The sequence below is a fragment of the Cupriavidus sp. C1SS-2L genome, assembly GCF_057073735.1.
In genome coordinates, this window is the sequence record NZ_CP172708.1 from 3,117,993 (window position 1) to 3,139,739 (window position 21,747).

The 21,747-nt window shown below is 64.6% G+C and carries 20 protein-coding genes; 6 read left to right on the top strand and 14 right to left on the bottom strand.

Features of this window, described 5'->3' with window-relative positions; translation table 11 throughout:
* Nucleotides 1-31 precede the first annotated feature (31 nt).
* The 5 genes from ACIGJG_RS14450 to purB form a co-directional block, all read right to left on the bottom strand.
* Entirely contained in the window at nucleotides 32-1,423 is a 1,392-nt protein-coding gene (locus ACIGJG_RS14450; RefSeq protein WP_011298961.1) for a class I SAM-dependent methyltransferase, read from the bottom strand.
* Nucleotides 1,424-1,771: 348 nt separating this feature from the next.
* Nucleotides 1,772-2,362 carry a YceI family protein gene (locus tag ACIGJG_RS14455; RefSeq protein ID WP_011298962.1) on the bottom strand — a complete coding sequence of 197 codons (591 nt, stop codon included), beginning with the start codon at nucleotides 2,360-2,362 and terminating at the stop codon, nucleotides 1,772-1,774.
* A 94-nt stretch (nucleotides 2,363-2,456) separates the two neighbouring features.
* Nucleotides 2,457-3,029, bottom strand: coding sequence for a YceI family protein (locus ACIGJG_RS14460; RefSeq protein ID WP_483672461.1), 573 nt, complete (start codon nucleotides 3,027-3,029; stop codon nucleotides 2,457-2,459).
* Between the two features lie 87 nt (nucleotides 3,030-3,116).
* Nucleotides 3,117-3,668, bottom strand: a complete 552-nt coding sequence (locus tag ACIGJG_RS14465) for a cytochrome b (protein ID WP_011298964.1) — start codon at nucleotides 3,666-3,668, stop codon at nucleotides 3,117-3,119.
* Between the two features lie 255 nt (nucleotides 3,669-3,923).
* Nucleotides 3,924-5,300, bottom strand: coding sequence for an adenylosuccinate lyase (gene purB / locus ACIGJG_RS14470; protein ID WP_011298965.1), 1,377 nt, complete (start codon nucleotides 5,298-5,300; stop codon nucleotides 3,924-3,926).
* Nucleotides 5,301-5,668: 368 nt separating this feature from the next.
* On the opposite strand from purB, the gene ACIGJG_RS14475 reads away from it, so the two are divergent.
* Nucleotides 5,669-6,283 carry a glutathione S-transferase family protein gene (locus ACIGJG_RS14475; protein ID WP_011298966.1) on the top strand — a complete coding sequence of 205 codons (615 nt, stop codon included), beginning with the start codon at nucleotides 5,669-5,671 and terminating at the stop codon, nucleotides 6,281-6,283.
* Between the two features lie 66 nt (nucleotides 6,284-6,349).
* On the opposite strand, the gene mnmA is transcribed toward ACIGJG_RS14475, so the two are convergent.
* Nucleotides 6,350-7,438, bottom strand: a complete 1,089-nt coding sequence (gene mnmA, locus ACIGJG_RS14480; RefSeq protein ID WP_011298967.1) for a tRNA 2-thiouridine(34) synthase MnmA — start codon at nucleotides 7,436-7,438, stop codon at nucleotides 6,350-6,352.
* Nucleotides 7,435-7,926 (bottom strand): NUDIX hydrolase, encoded by a 492-nt coding sequence (locus ACIGJG_RS14485; protein WP_181184546.1) that lies wholly within the window; start codon nucleotides 7,924-7,926, stop codon nucleotides 7,435-7,437. The genes mnmA and ACIGJG_RS14485 overlap by 4 nt, the downstream gene beginning before the upstream one ends.
* A gap of 245 nt (nucleotides 7,927-8,171) precedes the next feature.
* On the opposite strand from ACIGJG_RS14485, the gene ACIGJG_RS14490 reads away from it, so the two are divergent.
* The 5 genes from ACIGJG_RS14490 (at nucleotide 8,172) to ACIGJG_RS14510 (ending at nucleotide 13,503) form a co-directional block, all read left to right on the top strand.
* The gene (locus ACIGJG_RS14490; RefSeq protein WP_011298969.1) at nucleotides 8,172-9,293 is read left to right on the top strand and encodes a Re/Si-specific NAD(P)(+) transhydrogenase subunit alpha; all 1,122 of its coding nucleotides are present in this window, start codon (nucleotides 8,172-8,174) and stop codon (nucleotides 9,291-9,293) included.
* Between the two features lie 90 nt (nucleotides 9,294-9,383).
* On the top strand, nucleotides 9,384-10,451 hold the full coding sequence (locus tag ACIGJG_RS14495; RefSeq protein WP_140953136.1) for an HAD family hydrolase: 1,068 nt from the start codon (nucleotides 9,384-9,386) through the stop codon (nucleotides 10,449-10,451).
* An 84-nt stretch (nucleotides 10,452-10,535) separates the two neighbouring features.
* Entirely contained in the window at nucleotides 10,536-10,856 is a 321-nt protein-coding gene (locus tag ACIGJG_RS14500; RefSeq protein ID WP_011298971.1) for a proton-translocating transhydrogenase family protein, read from the top strand.
* The gene (locus ACIGJG_RS14505) at nucleotides 10,856-12,331 is read left to right on the top strand and encodes an NAD(P)(+) transhydrogenase (Re/Si-specific) subunit beta (RefSeq protein ID WP_011298972.1); all 1,476 of its coding nucleotides are present in this window, start codon (nucleotides 10,856-10,858) and stop codon (nucleotides 12,329-12,331) included. Before ACIGJG_RS14500 ends, ACIGJG_RS14505 begins: the two co-directional genes overlap by 1 nt.
* Nucleotides 12,332-12,456: 125 nt before the next feature.
* On the top strand, nucleotides 12,457-13,503 hold the full coding sequence (locus ACIGJG_RS14510; protein ID WP_011298973.1) for a response regulator: 1,047 nt from the start codon (nucleotides 12,457-12,459) through the stop codon (nucleotides 13,501-13,503).
* 39 nt (nucleotides 13,504-13,542) lie between these two features.
* On the opposite strand, the gene ACIGJG_RS14515 is transcribed toward ACIGJG_RS14510, so the two are convergent.
* The 7 genes from ACIGJG_RS14515 to leuS form a co-directional block, all read right to left on the bottom strand.
* Nucleotides 13,543-14,796, bottom strand: coding sequence for a THUMP domain-containing class I SAM-dependent RNA methyltransferase (locus ACIGJG_RS14515; RefSeq protein WP_011298974.1), 1,254 nt, complete (start codon nucleotides 14,794-14,796; stop codon nucleotides 13,543-13,545).
* Between the two features lie 70 nt (nucleotides 14,797-14,866).
* On the bottom strand, nucleotides 14,867-15,472 hold the full coding sequence (locus tag ACIGJG_RS14520; RefSeq protein ID WP_483672462.1) for a DsbA family protein: 606 nt from the start codon (nucleotides 15,470-15,472) through the stop codon (nucleotides 14,867-14,869).
* 36 nt (nucleotides 15,473-15,508) lie between these two features.
* The gene (locus tag ACIGJG_RS14525; RefSeq protein WP_011298976.1) at nucleotides 15,509-15,931 is read right to left on the bottom strand and encodes a CopD family protein; all 423 of its coding nucleotides are present in this window, start codon (nucleotides 15,929-15,931) and stop codon (nucleotides 15,509-15,511) included.
* Nucleotides 15,932-15,997: 66 nt separating this feature from the next.
* On the bottom strand, nucleotides 15,998-17,278 hold the full coding sequence (locus tag ACIGJG_RS14530) for a glutamate-5-semialdehyde dehydrogenase (protein ID WP_011298977.1): 1,281 nt from the start codon (nucleotides 17,276-17,278) through the stop codon (nucleotides 15,998-16,000).
* 72 nt (nucleotides 17,279-17,350) lie between these two features.
* Complete coding sequence (holA, locus tag ACIGJG_RS14535; RefSeq protein WP_220631025.1) at nucleotides 17,351-18,409, bottom strand: DNA polymerase III subunit delta; 1,059 nt, start codon at nucleotides 18,407-18,409, stop codon at nucleotides 17,351-17,353.
* Between the two features lie 23 nt (nucleotides 18,410-18,432).
* Nucleotides 18,433-18,939, bottom strand: coding sequence for an LPS-assembly lipoprotein LptE (locus ACIGJG_RS14540; RefSeq protein ID WP_011298979.1), 507 nt, complete (start codon nucleotides 18,937-18,939; stop codon nucleotides 18,433-18,435).
* Between the two features lie 44 nt (nucleotides 18,940-18,983).
* Nucleotides 18,984-21,605 (bottom strand): leucine--tRNA ligase, encoded by a 2,622-nt coding sequence (gene leuS / locus ACIGJG_RS14545; protein WP_220631686.1) that lies wholly within the window; start codon nucleotides 21,603-21,605, stop codon nucleotides 18,984-18,986.
* Nucleotides 21,606-21,747: the final 142 nt, after the last annotated feature.

A 21,747-nucleotide genomic window follows, 5' to 3' on the forward strand; every position in this document is an offset into this window, starting at 1 on the left:
CCGCTGGCGCGGAACATGCACGGTCAGTGCCTCATTGAATGGTCGCTTCGGCGAATACGTTGACGCCGGTGGCATCGACATAAATCCGATGGCCATGCGAGTGCTCGGGCAGCAGTGACTCCATGCCCGCGTCGTCCCGATAGATCAGGTACCACTCGAGCAAGTGCTCCATGCCGAATTTCTCCGGATTGTCCGCATGCACGTTGGTCACGAGGATCTGCCCGCCAGGCCGGGTGCGCGACGCGAAGTACGAAAGCAGGCGCGAGCACACTTTGTCCGACAGGTAGTCGAAGAGACCCGCGCAGTAGACGGCATCGAACTCCCTGGCATCGATATCGTCCGGGGAGATGCGGCGCTTGAGCAGTTCGTGCACCGACTGGTGGACCATCTCTACCGAGACCTTGTGCCCGGCCTGCGCGGCGGCGCGTTCGATCGAGCCCCTGGTGTAATCGAGTGTCTCTTCGCTGAAGTCGACGAGCTGGAACGACAGCATTTCCGGATGCTGGTACTCGCGGACAAAGCGCTGGATCTCGAAAGCCGGACCGCAGCCCACATTGAGCACGCGGAACGGGCGCCCTGCCTGGCGCGCACGCTCGGCTTGCCGCGTCAGGAATTCGATCAGCAGGTCGATGCGGTTGCGGTGCGCCGTCGCCACCGCCGCCTTGAGGAAGGCGGTGTTGACGATCTGGAAGTAGGTGGTGGGCCCCTGCTGCGGATCGCTCAGGATCTGGTTCACCATCTCGTAGTCGCCGGCGTAGCCGAGCGGCTTGGTAAAGGTCCGGTAGACGAACGGTGCGCGCAGCAGCAGCGGATGCAGGGCCGCCTGGGCATAGGTGCGGTGCACCGGGGCGATTTCCGGGTCGACACTCTGGGCCTCGCCCTCGAGCCACTCGAGGTAGCGCTTGGTGCGGCCCATGATCGGCGTGGCGAGTTCGTAGAACACGTCCTCGCGCAGGCGGCCTTCGACCTTGGGCAGCGTCTCGGTCAGGTCGACCTGCTCCACCCAGCGCGACACCTCGGACAGGAACGCGCGCATCTCGTTGACCACGATCTGGTAGTCCCGCCGGATATTGAAGCGGGCATCCCAGTCCTGCACGAACAGCTCGGCCTCGCGGGCCACCGACTTGGGCTCGTTGTTCAGGTCGGTCAGTTCGCGCCATTCGTCGATCAGCGTCAGCGACACCACCGCGGTCAGGCCGGTATTCACCAGGCTCATGACCACGGCCTTGCCGAGGTAGGCGTTCTTGGCCCCCATCCGGACACTGAGCTCGCTCAGCACCTCGCTGACCTGCACGATCGAATATGGATTGTAGATTTCCATCACCAGAGACTTTCTCTGGAGATTGATGATCGTGCCCCGCACCTGCTCACCCTGCGAGTTGCGGAAACTGACCACCGGATCGATTTGCGTTTTGGAATACACGGTATTGCGCCAGGGGAAATCCGAGAAACGCTGCGGCCATGCCGCCCGACAAATCCGCCGGGCAAGGCACGCAGGGGCGAGTGGGACGCGGGAATGGCTACCGGAACGGGCTACGACAGCGAATGCTCATAGTAATGCGCGATTGCCTGAGTTGGATGCGGGGGCTGGCTCCCCCCACGCAGACGGGCAGGCGCGTTGCCTGCACCGACGATGGGGAAATGCCGCGGACCATTGTACTGTGGCTGCCGCATGCCGTACAACCAAGTGCATAGTACGCCCTCTTCGCAATGAGCGCCCAAGAAAAAAGCCGGCGGATGCCGGCTTTTCGTGTGCAGCAGATGGCGGATCTTACTCGGCGCGGATGCCTTCGACCTGGATCGCCAGCTTGACATCGGGCTTGAAGCCCATCTTTACGCCGTAGTCGATGCCGAAATCGGCGCGGTTGAACGTGCCGACTGCGTCGGCACCGCACGCTTCACGCTTGAGCATAGGGTGCTGGATGCACTTGAAGTCGCGGATTTCCAGCTTCACCGGCTTGGACACGCCGCGCAGCGTCAGCACGCCCTCCACTTCGGTCGGGACGTCGCCCTTGAACTTGCTGAACTTGCCCTTGTAGCTCGCTTCCGGGAAAGCCTCGACGTCGAACATATCGGGGCTCTTGACGTGCTGGTTCAGCTTGGCATTGCCGAAGTCGATCGACGCCGGATCGATCTTCACATCGACCGTGCCGGTCTTGGCCACGCGATCGAGGGTGACCACGCCGCTGGACTTTTCGAACTTGCCGCGCCACGTCGACAGGCCACCGAGGTGGTCGGCTTCGAAGCTCGGGTAGGTGTGGGTCGGATCGAGGTTATAGGTTACCGTGTTGGCCGAAGCCACGCCGAAGGCGGCGGTTGCGGCAATGGCTGCCACGGCGGTCATGAGGGTACGCAGTTTCATGGGATCTCCCGACAGAAGGTTGGAGAGGAACATCAATGGGAATGGCAGCGGCTGTTCAGTGCGTAAAGTCCGGCAATGCCGGGCTTCACGTCTTTCACTTCTTTGCCGCCATCACGATATGGAATTTGATCTGCACGTCGTCGGCCACCACGGAAGTGTCCTTCCATTCGCCATCGCCGACATTGAAGACCGTGCGCTTGATCGGCAGCACGCCGTCGAACATCTGGGCACCGCCTTCTTGGCGATAGGTTGCCGGCACCACGACATCCTGGGTCTTGCCCTTGATGGTCAGCTTGCCGGCGACTTCGTACTTGCCCGGCGTGCCATTCTTGATGCTGGTGGACTGGAACACGGCCTTCGGATACTTCGCCGCGTCGAACCAGTCCTTGCCCTTCACTTCCTTGGTGGTCTCGGCATCGGCGATCTCGAAGCTCGACACGTCGATCTCGATCTTGGCCGACGACGTCGCCAGCTTGGCCGGGTCGAAGTCAACGTTTGCATCGAACTTCTTGAACTTGCCTTCCATGGGCACGCCGATCTGGCGCGCCACCGCGGTCACCGAGCTCTTCGCGGCGTCGATCTGCGCCCAGGCGAGATTCGCGGCGAAACCGGTAGTGGCCAGCACGGCGGCCAGCAGCAGCGAACCGGGGCGGGGAATGCGTTTCATCAATGACTCCTGTCAGTGGGCGGCGCCAAACGCCGCGCATCAGAACCGAAAAGGGACTTCCCGAACAATGGCAACCGGGTATGCAGCCTAGCGCAGGAACGGCAGCATGCGGCCGAGCGTGCCGTCGCGGTCGACCACCTGGTGCTTGATGGCAGCCGCCGCATGCACGGCCACCACGGCTGCCATCAGGTAATTCAGCCAGACGTGCACGGCCTTGAAGACTTCCTTCAGTGCATCGTTGGGCTCGATCAGCACCGGCATCTTCCACAAGCCCAGATAGACCACGGGCACGCCCGCGGACAGGCTGTACAGATAACCGGTGATGGGAACCACGATAATCAGAACATAAAGCAGGTGGTGAGCGCCCGCAGCCGCCTTAGCCTGCCACGCCGGTGTGCCCGCGGCCACCGGCGGCGCTGCGTGCGTGGCTCGCCAGAGAACGCGCAGCACGGCAATGCCGAACACGGTCACGCCGAGCCATTTGTGCCATGAAAACAGCTTGAGCTTGGTAGGAGTCAGACCGGGGATGCCGGTCATGTACCAGCCAAGCCCGAAGGCGGCAAAAATCAGCAGGGCAATGATCCAGTGCAGGCCGATGGCCGTGGCACCGTAGCCGGTAGCATTGGCGTTAGAACGCATCAAATTCCTCAGCCCGAGTCGCGGGCGTTTCACAATCTTTGGGTAATTCCGCAGCGGAAGATCGGGCCCCACGCTTACGATTCTCGCATTATTGCGACGAATCGTGCGCAGATGAAGGACAGTCCTTAATTAAGTTATTCAAATGATTTGAAGCGACATTCTGCCGCACGGAAAGCCGGACCATCGTTTCGATAGGCACAAAAAAGCCACCCCTTCGGGGGTGGCTTTCTCATTGACGGCTGGAACAGCGGCAGATCAGATGCGCTCGGCCAGCACCACTGCCTTGCCAATGTAGCTGGCCGGCGTCATGGCCAGCAGCAGGTCCTTGGCCTCTTGCGGAATCGCCAGGCCGGTGATGAACGTCTGCAGTGCCTCGCGCGAAATGCCCTTGCCGCGGGTCAGCTCCTTGAGCTGTTCGTACGGGTTCGGCACGCCGAAGCGACGCATCACGGTCTGCACCGGCTCGGCCAGCACTTCCCAGCAGTTGTCGAGGTCCTCGTTCAGGCGTTCCGGGTTGGTTTCCAGCTTGCCCAGGCCGCGCAGGCACGCCTCGTAGGCCAGCAGGCTGTAGCCGAACGCCACGCCGATATTGCGCAGCACGGTCGAGTCGGTCAGGTCACGCTGCCAGCGCGACACCGGCAGCTTTTCCGACAGGTGGCGCAGCACCGCGTTGGCCAGGCCCAGATTGCCTTCCGAGTTCTCGAAGTCGATCGGGTTGACCTTGTGCGGCATGGTCGACGAGCCGATCTCGCCGGCCTTGGTCTTTTGCTTGAAGTAACCCAGCGAGATATAGCCCCAGACGTCGCGGTTCAGGTCAAGCAGGATGGTGTTGGCGCGTGCGACCGCGTCAAACAGCTCGGCCATGTAGTCGTGCGGCTCGATCTGGATGGTGTACGGGTTGAAGGTCAGGCCCAGGCGCGTTTCGATAACCTGCTTCGAAAACGCTTCCCAGTCGAACGTCGGGTACGCCGACAGGTGCGCGTTGTAATTACCGACGGCACCGTTCATTTTGCCGAGCAGTTCCACGCGTTCGATGCGATCGATCGCACGGGCCAGGCGCGCGGCCACGTTGGCCATTTCCTTGCCGAGCGTGGTCGGGCTGGCCGGCTGACCATGGGTGCGCGACAGCATCGGCTGCGTGGCATTGAGCTTGGCCAGTTCGACCAGGCGCGCTTGTACGCGCTTGAGCGCCGGCACGATGACACCTTCGCGCGCGCCCTTGAGCATCATGCCGTGCGAGGTGTTGTTGATGTCTTCCGAGGTGCAGGCGAAGTGGATGAATTCGCTCGCCGCTTCAAGTTCGGCATTGCCCTTTACCTGCTCCTTGAGCCAGTACTCGACGGCCTTCACGTCATGGTTCGTGACGGCTTCGATTTCCTTGATACGGGCGGCGTCGGCCTCGCCGAACTTGTCCACGAGTGCCAGCAGTGCCGCTTCCGAAGCCGCCGAGAACTTCGGCATATCGGGCAGGCCGGCCTGGGCCAGCGCGATCAGCCAGTGCACCTCGACCTTGACGCGGTTGCGCATGAAGGCCGCTTCGGATAGCCATTCGCGCAGCGGGTCGGCCTTGGAGGCATAGCGACCATCAATGGGGGACAGGGCGGTGAGCGGCGAAAGCGAAGAGGTGGACATGCTGGCAACCGGGGAGAATGGGGGTACGGGATGGATTGCAGGCGCGCGCCATGCGCGGGGAGGGCCCCGCGGGCAGCTGGCAAGCGGCCGATACGCCGCACCGCGGATGTCTTGCGGCTAACGGCGCTGACGGGCCGGCGCCGCGCAACGGGCGATTTTACCACCCATGCCCCGGTACCGGGGCAACGCTGCAGCACCGCCATGGGACATCCGTTCGGGAGGACTCATTCGCCATGCAGCGCGGGTATACTCGCGCTCGCCGTTCCGCTAGCCTGTTATGAAGTGCATCGGGCAAGCATGGCCCCGAGGCTCCTGCGCAGCTTGCCGCCGAGCGTCGATGCACTTCATAACAAGCTCGAGGGGAGAAAATGAAGCTGTTCGCGTCCCAAACCAGTCCCTACGCGCGCAAGGTGCGCGTAGTGATGGCGGAAAAGAAGATCGACTACCAGTTGATCGAAGAGAACGTCTGGTCAGCCGATACGGTGATCAGCCAATACAATCCGCTCGGCAAGGTGCCTTGCCTGGTCATGGAAGACGGCAGTTCGATCTATGACTCGCGCGTGATTGTCGAATACGTGGACACGCTCACCCCGGTCAGCCGCCTGATTCCGCAAGGCGGCCGCGAACGCCTCGAAGTGCGCTGCTGGGAAGCGCTGGCCGACGGCCTGCTCGATGCCGCGTTGCTCGCGCGCCTGGAGAACACCCAGCGCGAACCGCACGAGCGCAGCGAGCGCTGGGTGCAGCGCCAGCTCGGCAAGATCCACGCCGCGCTGGCTGCCATGTCGAACAACCTGGCGGATCGTCAGTGGTGCAGCGGCAACCACTATTCGCTCGCCGATGTGGCCGTGGGCTGCGCGCTGTCCTATCTGGACTTCCGCTTCCCGGAAATCAACTGGCGCGAGCGCCATCCGAACCTGGCCACGTACCACGAGAAACTGGCCAAGCGCCAGTCGTTCATCGACACCGAACCGCCAAAGGCCTGAGGCCGATCCGCAAAGCAGAAACGCCCGCAAATGCGGGCGTTTCTGCCTTCTGACGGCACAATCGGCTTACTGCGCTGACTGAATGATGCCGCCGCCGAGGCAGACATCGCCGTCGTACAGCACTGCCGACTGGCCCGGCGTGACCGCCCATTGCGCTTCGGCAAACGCAAGCTTCAGCATATCGCCATCGGCCGCATCGACCACGCATGGCGCATCGCTCTGGCGATAGCGCGTCTTGGCTGCCATCGATGCGCCGGCCAAAGGTGGCTCGCCCGCCACCCAGGAAAGATCGGCGGCGACCAGCGTGGGCGTGAGGAGCCACGGATGGTCGTGCCCCTGCACGACATAGAGCGTATTGCTCGCCATGTCCTTGCGCGCCACGTACCAGGCATCGCCAGAGCCCTCGCGGCTGCCGCCAAGGCCGATACCTTTGCGCTGACCAAGCGTGTAGAACGCCAGCCCGATATGCTCGCCAACCACCTTGCCGTCGGGCGTCTTCATCGGTCCCGGCTTGGTCGGCAGGTAGCGATTCAGGAAATCGCGGAACGGCCGCTCGCCGATAAAGCAGATGCCGGTCGAGTCCTTTTTCTTCGCGTTCGGCAAGCCGATTTCCGCGGCGATCTCGCGCACGCGCGTCTTCGGAATCTCGCCGAGCGGGAACAGCGTGCGCGACAGCTGCGCCTGGTTCAGCCGATGCAGGAAGTAGCTTTGATCCTTGGTATGGTCGAGCGCCTTGAGCAACTCGAAGCGACCAGCCGCGTTCTGCCGCACGCGAGCATAGTGGCCCGTGGCGATGGTCTCTGCGCCCAGCGACATGGCGTGGTCGAGGAAGGCCTTGAACTTGATCTCGGCATTGCATAGCACGTCGGGGTTCGGCGTGCGGCCCGCGGAATATTCGCGCAGGAAATCGGCGAACACGCGGTCCTTGTACTCGGCCGCGAAGTTCACCGCTTCGACATCCACGCCGATCAGGTCGGCCACCGATACCACGTCGAGCCAGTCCTGGCGCGTGGAGCAGTACTCGCTGTCGTCATCGTCTTCCCAGTTCTTCATGAACAGGCCGATGACTTCGTAGCCCTGCTGCTTGAGCAGCCATGCGGTGACCGACGAATCGACGCCGCCCGACATGCCCACTACGACACGCTTGCCGCTCACGATGCCGCTCCGGTAGCGAGTACGGAGGGGTGCGTGTAGAGCGCGTCAAGCGCAAAGCGCTTGCCGGCAAGATAGTCTTCCACGCAGGCAAGCACCAGCGGCGTGCGGTGGCGTTCCGGACAGGCGCGAATTTCGTCGGCGCTCATCCACACCGTGCGCACGATGCCGGTGTCGAGCTGGCGGCCCGCGTCGAGCGAACCGAGGTCGCCCGTGAACGCGAAGCGCACATAGGTGACGTCCGTATCGGTGCGCGACGACAACGCACGGCCCATGTAGCAGCCGAGCAGCGCGCGGGGTTCAAACGTGTGCGCGGTTTCTTCCAGCGTTTCGCGGATAACGGCGCGGATCAGGCTTTCGCCCGGGTCGAGATGGCCCGCTGGCTGGTTCAGCCGCAGGCCGTCGCGGGTTTCTTCTTCCACCAGCAGGAACCTGCCGCCGCGTTCGATGACCGCGGCAACCGTCACGCTGGCATTCCAGTCAGTGGGCATGGTGCACATTTTTTAGGCAATCCGGCATTTTACCGGTTGCGGGGGCATTGTGCAGCGCGGCGACAGGCGGCGAGGCGGTCACGTGGCGCCACGCCAAAACCCGACCGATCGGTCACCAACAAACGTCAGATTCCTGTAAGCTGCGTGAAAAATTGTGCGCTGCGGCTGTTGACAGTCGTAGCGAACAACGGGCCAGACGTCGGCTCGCCAACCAGATATGACGCCAGCAAAAGGAGAAATTGACGATGTACATCGGCATCCCGCAGGAGACGCGGGCCGGCGAGACTCGCGTCGCCGCCACCCCGGAGACCGTCAAGAAGTACGTCGCACAAGGCCATAAGGTCGTGGTGCAGGCGGGCGCCGGTGTACGGGCCAGCCAGCCTGACAGCGCCTATGAGGCCGTTGGCGCGACCATTGGCACCGCGGCCGACGCATTCGGCGCCGACCTGGTGCTGAAAGTGCGCGCCCCGGAAGCCGCGGAGCTGGCGCTGATGAGGCCCGGCTCGGCACTGGTGGGCATGCTCAACCCGTTCGATGCAGAGAACAACGCGCGCATGGCCGCTGCATCGGTCACGGCCTTCGCGCTGGAAGCCGCGCCGCGCACCACGCGTGCGCAGAGCATGGACGTGCTGTCCTCGCAGGCAAACATCGCCGGCTACAAGGCCGTGCTGGTCGCCGCGCACCACTATCAGCGCTTCATGCCGATGCTGATGACCGCCGCGGGCACCGTCAAGGCCGCGCGCGTGCTGATCCTCGGCGCCGGTGTGGCGGGCCTGCAGGCCATCGCCACGGCCAAGCGCCTCGGTGCGGTAATCGAAGCGTCAGACGTGCGCCCGGCGGTGAAGGAGCAGATCGAATCGCTCGGCGGCAAGTTCCTCGACGTGCCGTTCGTCACCGACGAAGAGCGCGAGATTGCGCAGGGCGTGGGCGGCTATGCGCGCCCGATGCCGCCTGACTGGATGCGCCGCCAGGCCGAACTGGTCCACGAGCGCGCCAAGCAGGCCGATATCATCATCACCACCGCACTGATCCCGGGCCGCAAGGCACCCGTGCTGCTGCAGGAAGAAACCGTGCAGCAGATGAAGCCGGGCTCGGTGGTGGTCGACCTTGCCGCCGCGCAAGGCGGCAACTGCCCGCTGACCGTGGCCGACGAAGTGGTCGAGCGCCATGGCGTGATCTTCGTGGGCCATACGAACCTGGCCAGCATGGTCGCGGCAGACGCCTCGGCGCTGTACGCGCGCAACGTGCTGGACTTCCTCAAGCTGGTCATCGACAAGGACGGCAACTTCACGCTCAACCTGGAAGACGACATCGTCGCTGCCTGCCTGATGTGCAACGGCGGCGAAGTCGTGCGAAAGGCGGCGTGAGTCTTCCCGGCACCCGGGTCTAAGCGCATGACGGCCAGCCTGTGTCGGGATTCCGCAGCGAAGGCGGCACCATGGGGTGCCCGCCTTGGCATGCGGTTCGCCCAGGCGGCCGGCATTGGATTGCTGGCGCTGTGCGCGGCCTGCAGTACATCTGGCGGCGGCAACGCCGATATGGCAAGCGCTGCGGCCACCAGCGGCCCAAAGCTGCTTGATCCCCTGCCCGCCTGGCGCGACGGCGCTGCCAAGCAGTCCGTCCTGAATTTCGTCAGCAAGACCACCACGCCGGGCAGCCCCGAATTCGTGGCGCCCGAAGACCGCATCGCCGTGTTCGACAACGACGGCACCCTGTGGCGCGAAGATCCGGTGATCGAACTGCTGTTCGTGATCAACCGCGCGCAGGAGCGTGTGCGGGCCGAGCCGGCATTGGCCGGACGATCGCCCTACAAGGAATTTCTGGCCGACCCCGCGGCCTATTTCAAATCCACCGGGGAAGCGGGCGCCGTGCGCCTGCTCAACGAGCTCTACGGCAACACCTCTCTCGATGCCTTCCAGGACGACGCGCGGCGCTACTTCGCCAACGCGCGCCACCCGAAATCCAAGGCGCCGCTGCGCGAAGGCACTTACCAGCCGATGCTGGAACTGCTGGCGCTGCTGCGCGCGCACGGCTACCAGACCTGGATCTGCTCAGGCGGCACGACGGACTTCATGCGCGTCGTCTCTCAGTCCTACTATGGCATCCCCCCGCAACAGGTCATCGGCTCACGGGTCGCCGCGCAGTTCCGTGAAAGCGGCCGCGACAACGAGATCTGGCGCGAACCGAAGATCGAAAGCTTCAACGACAAGCAGATGAAGCCGGTCAACATTGCGCTGCAGATCGGCAAGCGGCCAGTGTTCGCGGCGGGCAATGTCGGCGGCAAGGGCGATATCGCGATGCTGTCGTACTCGCAGGCACGCAAGGGACCGTCGTTCCAGCTGCTGGTCAACCATGACGATGCCGAACGCGAATCGGCGTATGCGGAAAGCGACGGCGCGTCGCTGCGCGCGGCATCCGAGCGCGGCTGGACGGTGGTCAGCATGAAGCGCGACTGGAGCCGGGTGTTTCCGACCCCCGGCGCGGCGGCGGCATTGCAGGCACCGGCGCTGGCACAGGCGCCGTAGCGCAGCGACGCCATCCCGGTCGTTCGCATTCCAGACAAAGAACACAAGCGGCATCCAGGATTCAATGCAAGGGAGGAGAAGTCGATGGAGATGGTGAACCACACGGTGATCAACCTGATCATCTTTGTGCTGGCGATCTACGTGGGTTACCACGTGGTCTGGACGGTAACGCCCGCGCTGCACACCCCGCTGATGGCCGTGACGAATGCGATCTCGGCCATCATCATCGTCGGCGCCATGCTGGCCGCCGGCCTCACCGAGGGCGCCACGGGCCGCATCATGGGCACACTGGCGGTGGCCCTGGCTGCCGTCAACGTGTTCGGCGGCTTCCTGGTGACCCAGCGGATGCTGGAGATGTTCAAGAAGAAAGAGCCGAAGGCCAAGGCCGCCAAGGAGGGTGCGTGATGACCGAACTCGTCAGCATGAACCTTGTCACCCTGCTCTACCTGATCGCCTCGGTCTGTTTCATCCAGGCGCTCAAGGGGCTTTCGCACCCGGCTTCGGCCCGCAAGGGCAATGCCTTCGGCATGATCGGCATGGCCATTGCCGTGGTCACTACGCTGGTGCTGATCATCAAGCTCAAGAACGAGTTCCTCGCGGCCGGCACGGCGCAGTCCTCGGTGGGTTCGGGCCTGGCGCTGATCTTCGGCGCGCTGGTCGTGGGCGGCGGCATTGGCGCCTATGTGGCGAAGAAGGTCGAGATGACCAAGATGCCCGAACTGGTCGCGGCGATGCACTCGCTGATCGGTCTCGCGGCGGTGTTCATCGCGGTGGCCGCGGTGGCCGAGCCTTCGGCCTTCGGCATAGCGCCGGCGGGCTCGCATGAGATCCCGCTGGGCAACCGCATCGAACTGTTCATCGGCTGCTTCGTCGGTGCCATCACCTTCTCCGGTTCGGTGATCGCCTTCGGCAAGCTGGCCGGGCGCTACAAGTTCCGCCTGTTCCAGGGTGCGCCGGTGGTGTTCGCGGGCCAGCACATGCTGAACCTGGCGCTCGCCGTCGCCATGGTCGGCTTCGGCATCGCGTTCTTCATGACGCAGGAGTGGCTGCCGTTCCTCGTCATGCTGGCCATTGCCTTCGTGCTCGGCGTGCTGATCATCATCCCGATCGGCGGCGCCGACATGCCGGTGGTGGTGTCGATGCTGAACTCGTACTCGGGCTGGGCGGCGGCAGGCATCGGCTTCTCGCTGAACAACCCGATGCTGATCATTGCCGGTTCGCTGGTGGGTTCGTCCGGTGCCATCCTCTCGTACATCATGTGCAAGGCGATGAACCGCTCGTTCTTCAACGTGATCCTGGGCGGATTCGGCGGCGAGGCGGCGGCGGCCGGCGCGGCCGGGGCACAGGCCCAGCGCAACGTGAAGTCGGGCTCCGCTGACGATGCGGCCTTCCTGATGGGCAATGCCGAGACCGTGATCATCGTGCCGGGCTATGGCCTGGCGGTGGCACGGGCCCAGCATGCGCTCAAGGAGCTGACCGAGAAGCTGACCGAGAAGGGCGTGACGGTGAAGTACGCGATCCACCCGGTAGCGGGCCGCATGCCGGGCCACATGAACGTGCTGCTGGCCGAAGCCGAAGTGCCGTACGACATGGTCTTCGAGATGGAAGACATCAACAGCGAGTTCGGCCAGGCCGACGTGGTGCTGGTGCTCGGCGCCAACGACGTGGTCAACCCGTCGGCCAAGACCGATCCGAAGTCGCCGATCGCCGGCATGCCGATCCTGGAGGCGTACAAGGCCAAGACCATCATCGTGAACAAGCGATCGATGGCGGCCGGCTACGCGGGCCTGGACAACGAGCTGTTCTACATGGACAAGACCATGATGGTGTTCGGCGACGCCAAGAAGGTGGTCGAGGACATGTTCAAGGCCGTGGAATAACCACGGGCGCTACAGTCGAATCGCGAATTCGTGCCTGATGCGCCACGCTGCCGCCCTTCGGGGCGGCAGCGCGTTATACTGGCCTGCGCTGAATTCCCAGCGTTGCTGCATGGCCCGAACGCACCATGACATTCAACCCGCACGACAGGAACCTGTCGGTTTTCCATCACCCGATCCTGACCGTCCTGGTCGATGACAGCAAGTCGTTCATCGACAGCCTGGCGTTCCAGATGGACGCCTCGCGCGCGGTGGTCACCTTCACCGACCCGCGCGAAGCGCTGCAATGGATCCGTGAAGCCTACGCCACGCGCTTCCCCGCCTTCCTGCCGGTGCGGGTCACCCACGACGACCTGACCTTCCTGACCGAGCGGCGCACCGTGCAGCTCGACATCGACCGCATCCACCGCCAGATCCACGACATCAACCGCTTCCTGCAGCCGGGCGTGATCGTGGTGGACTATTCGATGCCGCAGATGGACGGACTGGAGTTCTGCCAGGCCCTGCAGGACCTGCCGTGCAAGACCATCCTGCTGACCGGCACCGCCGACGAGAGCATCGCCGTGCAGGGCTTCAACCATGGCCTGATCGACCGCTACGTGAAGAAGCACGAAGCCAATATGGTCGAGCGCCTGGGCCAGGAAATCGACGCGATGCAGCAGCAGTACTTCGCCACGCTGTCGCGCACGCTGCGCGAGCTGCTGACGCGGCATTCGTATTCGTTCCTGTCGGATCCGGCCATGACGGAGCGTGTGCGCCAGATCACCGCGCGCTACGGCTTCGTCGAATACTACCTGTACCCGAATCCGGTCGGCATCCTCATGCTGACCGCGCAGGGCCATGCGACGCTAATGGTGATCGAGACCCGCGCAGGGCTGATGAGCCAGGTCGAGTCGGCCGAGGCCTACGATGCGCCCGCCACGCTGATCGAAGGCCTGCGCGAAGGTCGCCTGCTCCCCTTCTTCTGGCCTGGCAACGGCATGTACACGCCTGCCTGCGTTGACTGGGAGCAATATTGCCTGCCGGCCGAACGCTGCGAGGGGCGTGAGGAATACTTCTATGCGCTGTTCGACCTGCCGCGCCACCTGCTGCAGGAGCCGGTAATCAGCCAGCAGGCCTTCCTGGCCGATTTCACGCGCAATCCCGACGCGCTGATCGGCCGCAAGCACCCCTGACGCCGCGGCCGCCCGGGCGGCCCGGGCCGATTGGACCGCTCAGCCCGGCTGCGGCCCGCGGTTGCCGCCCCGCACCATATCGAAGCGGAACAGGCGGCATTCGATATTGCCGTTGTAAAGCGGCGTGCGACGCGACTCTTTCAGGCGCAGCCGCTTCGGCATAGACAGATCCCCCGTGAAGACCCACGCCTGCCAGCCGGCGAAGTTCTGCTTGAGGGTGGTCGCAAAGGCGCTGGCGAACTGGTTGGCGGCGGCCTCTTCGGCCTCGTCGCGCGGCATTTCGGCCTGTGGCTGACGACGGTCGCCGCGCACCACGATTCGTTCGCCGTACGGCGGGTTCATCATCAACAGCCCCGGTTCAGCGAACGGCGGCTGCGTAAAGCGCGCATCGACCTGCTTGGTACGCGCTTCGCCGGGCAAGCCGGCGCGCGCCCAGTTAGCGTGGGCCATGGCCAGCATGTCGGTGGAAATGTCCGAGCCTGCGATCTGCAGGCCCTCCGCCGACGCCAGCATGCGCGCGCGCTGCGCGTCCGACTTCAGCTTCTGCCAGGACTTGGTGTCCGCACCCTTGAGCCATTCGAAGGCAAAGCTGCGGCTGCCGCCCGGCGCGATATCCAGCGCCACCTGCGCGGCTTCGATCAGGAACGTGCCGCTGCCACACATCGGGTCGTAGAACGGCAGGTTGGTCTGGCCGCGCACCCAGCCGGCCAGGCGCAGGATACCCGCCGCGAGATTCTCCTTCAGCGGCGCCTCGCCCTTCTCCATGCGCCATCCGCGCTTGAACAGCGGCTCGCCGGTCGTGTCGAGATACAGCGTGCAGTCGTGCTCGGTCAGGTGGGCATAGATGCGCACATCCGGGCTGACCGTATCGACGCTCGGCCGCGCGCCGACGCGGTCGCGCATGCCGTCGCAGACGCCATCCTTGATGCGCAGCGCCGTGAAGTTGAGGCTGCGCAGCGGCGACTTGGTGGCCGTCAAGTCCACTCGAATCGACTCGTCGGGCGAGAACCACTGCTCCCAGCGCTGGTTGCGCACCAGCGAGTAGATGTCGTCCTCATGCCGGTAGCCGCGCGCCGCCACGCGCATCAGCACGCGGCTGGCAATGCGCGAATGGAGGTTGACGGCGTAGGCAGCGGCCATCTCGCCCGAAAAACTGACACCGCCCGGCACCTCGCGATGCACCTCGAACGGGGCCAGCGCCGCCATGCCGGGCCGCGCGGCAATCTCGCGCAGTTCTTCGGCGAGCGCACCCTCGAGGCCGCGCGGGCAGGGAGCAAAGAAAGCTTGGGTCATGGATTCGGGTTCCTGCAAACAAAAACGTCCGCCGTGGCGGACGGGAGATCAGATTAGCCTAGCCGACGGTTCAGCCTGCCGCCAGTGCGCGGTCGAGGAAGTCCAGCCGGTCCTGGCCCCAAAAGGGCTGGCCATCGTAGATAAACCACGGGGCCCCAAAGACGCCCGCGGAGATCGCATCCTGCGTGTTTTGCGCATAGGCATCCTGCACGGCCTTCCCTTCGCTGGCCTTGAGCAGGTTGGCGCCGTCCAGGCCGGTTTCATCCGCAAGCTGGGCCAGCGTGGCGGCGTCGGCGATATTGCGCTGCTGCGCCCACACCGCCGCGCCGATGGCGCCGGTGAGCTGCATGGCCCGCGCGGTGCCGTGGGCAAGCTGGGCAGCGATGATCAGCTTGCTGGCCGCATCGCCGGACACCGGAAAATAAGTTGGATGGAGATTCAGCGGCAGCCCGAGGTATTCGCTCCAGCGCGCTAGCTCGACCAGGCGGTAGGCCTGCCGCTGCGGCGGACGCTGCGCGAGCGGCAAACCGCCCGAGACGGAAAACACCTTGCCGAGATCGCACGGCTTCAGGTTCACCTGGGCACCGTGCCTGGCCGTGATGGCGACAAAGCGCTCATGGCCGAGGTACACGAAGGGGGACTGCGGCGTGAGATAGTAGTCGACCTGCTTGCTCATCTTGCTCTCATCGAGGACATCCGGACGGGCCGGGATTCAGAACGGCTTGACCACCACCAGGATCACCACTGCCAACAGCACAAGTACGGGCAGTTCGTTGAACCAGCGGTAGAAGGTATGCGAGCGGGTGTTGCGGCCCGCCTCGAACTTCTTGAGCAGCCGGCCGCAGCCATGGTGATAGCCGACCAGCACCAGCACCAGTGCCAGCTTGGCATGCATCCAGCCCTGCCCCGGCCCGCGGCCGATGCCGTAGCCGAGATACAGCCACAACCCGAACACCACCGCCGGCACGGCCAGCATGGTCATGAAGCGGTACAGCTTGCGCGCCATCAGCAGCAGGCGCTGCGTGCTGGCGGGCTCGGTCTCCATGGCCAGATTGACGAAGATTCGCGGCAGGTAGAACAGGCCGGCAAACCAGGACACGACAAAGACGATATGAAGCGCTTTGACCCAGAGCATTCAGCGAAGCGTTTGCGGAGCAGTTGTTGTTCTTTGCGGCGGGCATGATCGCCCGCCGGCGCGTTCTCAGGTACGGATCTCGCCGTGGCCGAACACCACATACTTCAGCGACGTCAGCCCTTCCAGTCCGACCGGGCCGCGTGCGTGCAGCTTGTCGTTGGAAATGCCGATCTCCGCGCCAAGGCCGTACTCGAAGCCGTCAGCAAAGCGCGTCGACGCGTTGATCATCACGCTCGCCGAATCGACTTCGCGGATAAAGCGCATGCCGGTCGAGTAGTTCTCGGTGATGATCGAATCGGTATGGTGCGAGCCGTATTCGTTGATATGCGCGATGGCCTCGTCAAGTCCGGCCACTGTCTTGATGGCGAGGATCGGGGCCAGGTACTCCAGGCGCCAGTCTTCTTCGTGCGCATCGACAAGCCCGCTGAAGCCCGCGGCTTCCAGCATGGCGCGCGTAGCCGGGCAGACACGCAGCTCGACGCCCTTTTCCTGGTAGATGCGGCACAGCGGCGGCAGCGCGCGCGCGGCGATGTCCTGCGACACCAGGAGCGTCTCCATGGTGTTGCACGGCGCGTAGCGCTGGGTCTTGGCGTTGTCGCAGACGCGCACGGCCTTGTCGAGGTCCGCGTCGGCGTCGATGAACACGTGGCAGATGCCGTCCAGATGCTTGATCATCGGCACGCGCGCTTCTTCCATCAGACGCGCGATCAGGCTCTTGCCGCCACGCGGCACGATCACGTCGACGTACTCGGTCATCGTGATCAGGCGGCCGACCGCAGCGCGGTCCGTGGTTTCGACGACTTGCACGGCCTCGGGCGGCAGGCCGGCGGACGCCAGGCCTTCAGCGACGAGCGCGGCCAGCGCGGTGTTCGATTCGATGGCCTCCGAGCCGCCGCGCAGGATCGTCGCATTGCCCGACTTCAGACACAGCGCCGCTGCATCAATGGTCACGTTCGGACGCGATTCGTAGATGATGCCGATCACGCCGAGCGGCACGCGCATCTGGCCGACCTGGATGCCGGTCGGGCGGAATTTCATGTTCGAGATCTCGCCGATCGGATCGGCCAGCGCGGCGATCTGCTCAAGGCCTTCAGCCATGGTCTTGATGGCCTTGTCCGACAGGGTCAGGCGGTCGACGAAGGCCGCATCCTGGCCGTTGGCGCGGGCACGCTCGACGTCACGCGCGTTGACGGCCTTGAGCTTGTCGGCATCACGGCGGATCGCCGCGGCAATGGTCAGCAGCGCGCGGTTCTTGTCGGCAGTGGAGGCGCGCGCCATCGCGCGCGATGCCGCGCGTGCCTGGCGGCCGACGCGGTCCATGTATTGGTTGAGATCGAGCTCGGTCATGTTCGTGGCCTACAGACGACGGCCGTCTGAGAATGTTTCTTCGTTCCCGCGAGCGGGAGCGCGGTGCAAGGATCAGCGCGCAATCATCAGCGCCAGCTGCTGCAAGCCATCCCATGGCTCTGCCGGCAGCGGCGCGCTGCCCGGTGGCGGCAGGTCTTGCAAACCCTTCACTTGCCGGTCCAGCCGCGCTGCCATTGCCAGCGCCGCATCGAGTTTGCCCTGCGTGAGCCGCTGCGCGGCCTGCGGCACCAGCCGTTCGCGTGCGCCCCAGACCCGCAGTTCGCGCATCAGCACGGCGGCGGGCTTGCCGGCCGCAATGCCTTGCCGGACCTTGGATAATACGCGAATTTCCTCGGTCAGCGCCCACAGCACCAGGACCGTGGCTTCGCCCTCGCCTCGCAGCCCTTCGAGCATGCGCACCAGCCGCGGCACGTCGCCGCCGAGCATCGCTTCAGACAGTTTGAAGACGTCGTAGCGGGCCACGTTGAGCACCGCATCGTGCACCTGGTCGAAGGTCAGTTCGCCGGTCGGGTACAACAGGCCGAGCTTCTGAATTTCCTGGTGGGCGGCCAGCAGGTTGCCTTCAACCTTGTCGGCAATGAACTGCAGCGCTCGCCGGCCGGGCTCGCCGCCTTCCACGCGCTGCTGCTGCAGGGCCAGGCGTTCGCCGACCCAGGCCGGCAGCCGGGTTCGGTCCACGGAGTCGACCTTGATCGATACGCCCGCACCTTCCAGCGCCTGGAACCACGCCGACTTCGACGTGGCGAAATCCAGCCGCGGCAGCGTGACGAGCATCACCACGTCGGGCGACGGCTGAGCCGCCACGGCGCGCAGCGCCTCGCCACCCTCTTTGCCAGGCTTGCCGGACGGAATGCGCAGTTCGACGATCTTGCGATCACCGAACAGCGACATCGACTGCTGCGCCTCGACGAGCTGGCTCCAGTGGAAATTGCGTTCGACCACGAGCACGTCGCGCTCGGAGAAACCGGCCTCGCGCGCGGTCTGGCGCAGGCGGTCCACCGCTTCGAGCACCAGCAAGTGCTCGTCGCCATGGACGACGTAGAGCGGCGCGAGACCCTTGGCCTTGGCCTGCCGCAAATGGGCGTCGAGTCCGTCGAGCTTGAGCTGCATGCCGGTGCGGGACGTCGATGCGCTCAGATGGCCTTGACCGCGGCCAGCCGGCGCATGAGCTGCTGCACGATATCGCGCTGCATGTCGCGATAGAGCTGCTGCTCTTCGTAGTCCTTGGCCAGCGTATTGGCTTCGTTGTACGTAAGGTCGCGCGTGAGGATCAGCTGCGACGGCGCGATCAGTTCCTTGCCCGTGGCGTCGCGCAGGCGGAAGCTGAAGCGCTGCGTCAGGCGGTATTCGCGCACCACGCCTTCGGTTGTGATCGACAAGATGGTCTTGGTGCGCGTGTCCTGCAGCACGTCCAGCAGCGCGTCGGCCTCTTTCTGGTCGGCCACGACCACGGTGTCCGAACCGCCGCGGATCGCGCGGCGCAGGTCGGCGCCCATCAGCGTATTGGGCGGAATGCCGATATAGAGCCGCTTGAACGCAAAGTCAGCATTGCCGCGCATGTGGAAGCCGCAGCCCGCCAGCAGGCCCGTGGCCAGCATCGCGGCGAGCAGCTTGCGGCGGCCCTTGTCCAGTCGATCCATTCTCGGCGATTCCTTCATCCGCTTATCGGTTCCGATCCCTGTGCTTACAGCACCACGTTGACCAGGCGGCCCGGCACGACCACGATCTTCTTCGGCGCCTTGCCCTCGGCAAACTTGGCCACGGTCTCGCTGGCAGCGGCGGCGGCCTCGATCGCGGCGCGGTCGGCATCAGCCGGCACGGTCACGCTGCCGCGCACCTTGCCGTTGATCTGCAGCACCATTTCGATTTCGGTTCGCACCAGCGCGCCTTCATCGACCTGCGGCCACGGGGCGTCGAGCAGGTCGCCGTACTGCGTGGCGTAGCCCAGCGCATCCCACAGGCCGTGCGTGATGTGCGGCACCACCGGGTACAGCACGCGCAGCAGGATGCCGAAGCACTCGCGGCGCGCGACCGGCGAAGCGTTCTTGGCGTCTTCGAGCGCGTTCAGCATCTTCATCGTGGCGGACACCACGGTGTTGTACTGGATGCGCTGGTAGTCGTAGTTGGCCTGCTTGAGCACGCCATGGATCTCTCGGCGCAGGTCCGCGTCATCCGCGGTCGGCGCGGCGCCAGCACCATCGCGTACGGCCGCGGCGTTGGCGAAGCCATAGTTCCACACGCGGCGCAGGAAGCGCGATGCGCCTTCCACGCCCGAGCCACTCCATTCGAGCTGCTGTTCCGGCGGGGCGGCGAACATCACGAACAGGCGCGCGGTGTCGGCGCCGTGCTGGTCGATCAGGGCCTGCGGGTCGATGCCGTTGTTCTTCGACTTCGACATTTTCTCGACGCCCCCGATCACCACCGGCTGGCCATCGGCCTTCAGCGTGGCGCCCACGGGACGGCCGCGGTCATCGGTCTGCACGTCAACGTCGGCCGGGTTGTACCAGGTCTTCTTGCCGGCAGCGTCTTCGCGGTAGAAGGTTTCGTTGAGCACCATGCCCTGCGTGAGCAGGTTCGTGAACGGCTCGTCGAACTTGACCAGGCCTAGGTCGCGCATGACCTTGGTCCAGAAGCGCGCGTACAGGAGGTGCAGGATCGCGTGCTCGATGCCGCCGATGTACTGGTCCATCGGCATCCAGTAATCGTTGCGCGCATCGACCATGGTGGCCGCGTCCGGGCACGTATAGCGCATGTAGTACCAGCACGAATCGATGAACGTATCCATCGTGTCGGTCTCGCGGCGCGCGGGCTTGCCGCAGGACGGGCAGCTGCACTGCAGGAAGCGGGGGTCCTTGTTCAGCGGGTTGCCCGTGCCGTCCGGCACGAGATCCTCGGGCAGCACCACGGGCAGGTCCTGCTCGGGCACCGGCACCACGCCGCAGCTGTCGCAGTGGATCAGCGGGATCGGCGTGCCCCAGTAGCGCTGGCGCGAGATGCCCCAGTCGCGCAGGCGCCAGGTGATCTTCTTCTCGCCGAGGCCCATCGCGCCGAGATCGGCAGCGATCGCCTCGACCGCGGCCAGGTAACCGAGGCCGTTGTACTTGCCGCTTTCGATGCAGACGCCGTTTTCCTTGTCGCCGTACCACTCCTGCCAGGCTTCGGTCGAATACGGCTGGCCCTTGACGTCGATGACCTGCCTGATCGGCAGCTTGTACTTGTTGGCGAATGCGAAATCGCGCTCGTCGTGCGCGGGCACGCCCATCACGGCGCCGTCGCCGTAGCTCATCAGCACGTAGTTGCCAACCCAAACGTCGACCTGCTCGCCGGTCAGCGGATGCGTGACCTGCAAGCCTGTCGGCATGCCCTTCTTCTCCATGGTCGCCATGTCGGCTTCCATGACCGAACCATGCTTGCATTCGTCGATGAAGGCAGCCAGTTCGGGGTTGTTCGCGGCGGCGTGCGTGGCCAGCGGGTGCTCGGCGGCGACCGCGCAGAAGGTCACGCCCATGATCGTGTCGGCGCGCGTGGTAAACACGTACAGCTTGCCGTCATTGATCAGCTGACCGTCGTCGCCCTCGATATCGTGCTTGAACGCAAAGCGCACGCCCACGCTCTTGCCGATCCAGTTCTGCTGCATGATCTTGACGCGCTCGGGCCAGCCCAGGCCGTCGAGGTCGCCGAGCAGTTCCTCTGCGTAATCGGTGATACGCAGGTAGTACATCGGGATCTCGCGCTTTTCCACGATCGCGCCCGAGCGCCAGCCGCGGCCGTCGATGACCTGCTCGTTGGCCAGCACGGTCTGGTCGACCGGGTCCCAGTTGACGGTGCCGGTCTTGCGGTAGGCAATGCCCTTTTCCAGCATCTTCAGGAACAGCCACTGGTTCCAGCGGTAGTAGTCGGGGCTGCAGGTCGCGACTTCGCGCGACCAGTCGATCGCCAGGCCCATCGACTGCATCTGCTTCTTCATGTAAGCGATGTTGTCGTAGGTCCAGGCGGCCGGGGCCACGCCGTTATTCAGCGCGGCATTTTCCGCCGGCATGCCGAAGGCGTCCCAGCCCATCGGCATTAGCACGTTGTTGCCGTTCATGCGCAAGTAGCGCGCCATCACGTCGTTGATCGTGTAGTTGCGCACGTGTCCCATGTGCAGCTTGCCCGACGGGTACGGCAGCATCGAGCAGGCGTAGAACTTGGGCTTTTCCTTGCCGTCGGGGCCGGTGGCATGCTCGGGCACGCGGTAGGCGTCGATCGCCTGCCAGTGTTGCTGGGCGGCTTGTTCAACGGCGGAAGGAAGATATTTGTCTTGCATGGTCGGGACAACGTTCAGGACAACGGTCTGCGCGGCGTCAGGCATGCCCGCATCCGGGGGACAGGAAGGCAGATGGCGAGCAACCGCTGGTGCGGCGTCCGCCTGTCGTGCAATGCGAAAGAAGCTGATTATAACCGTGCGG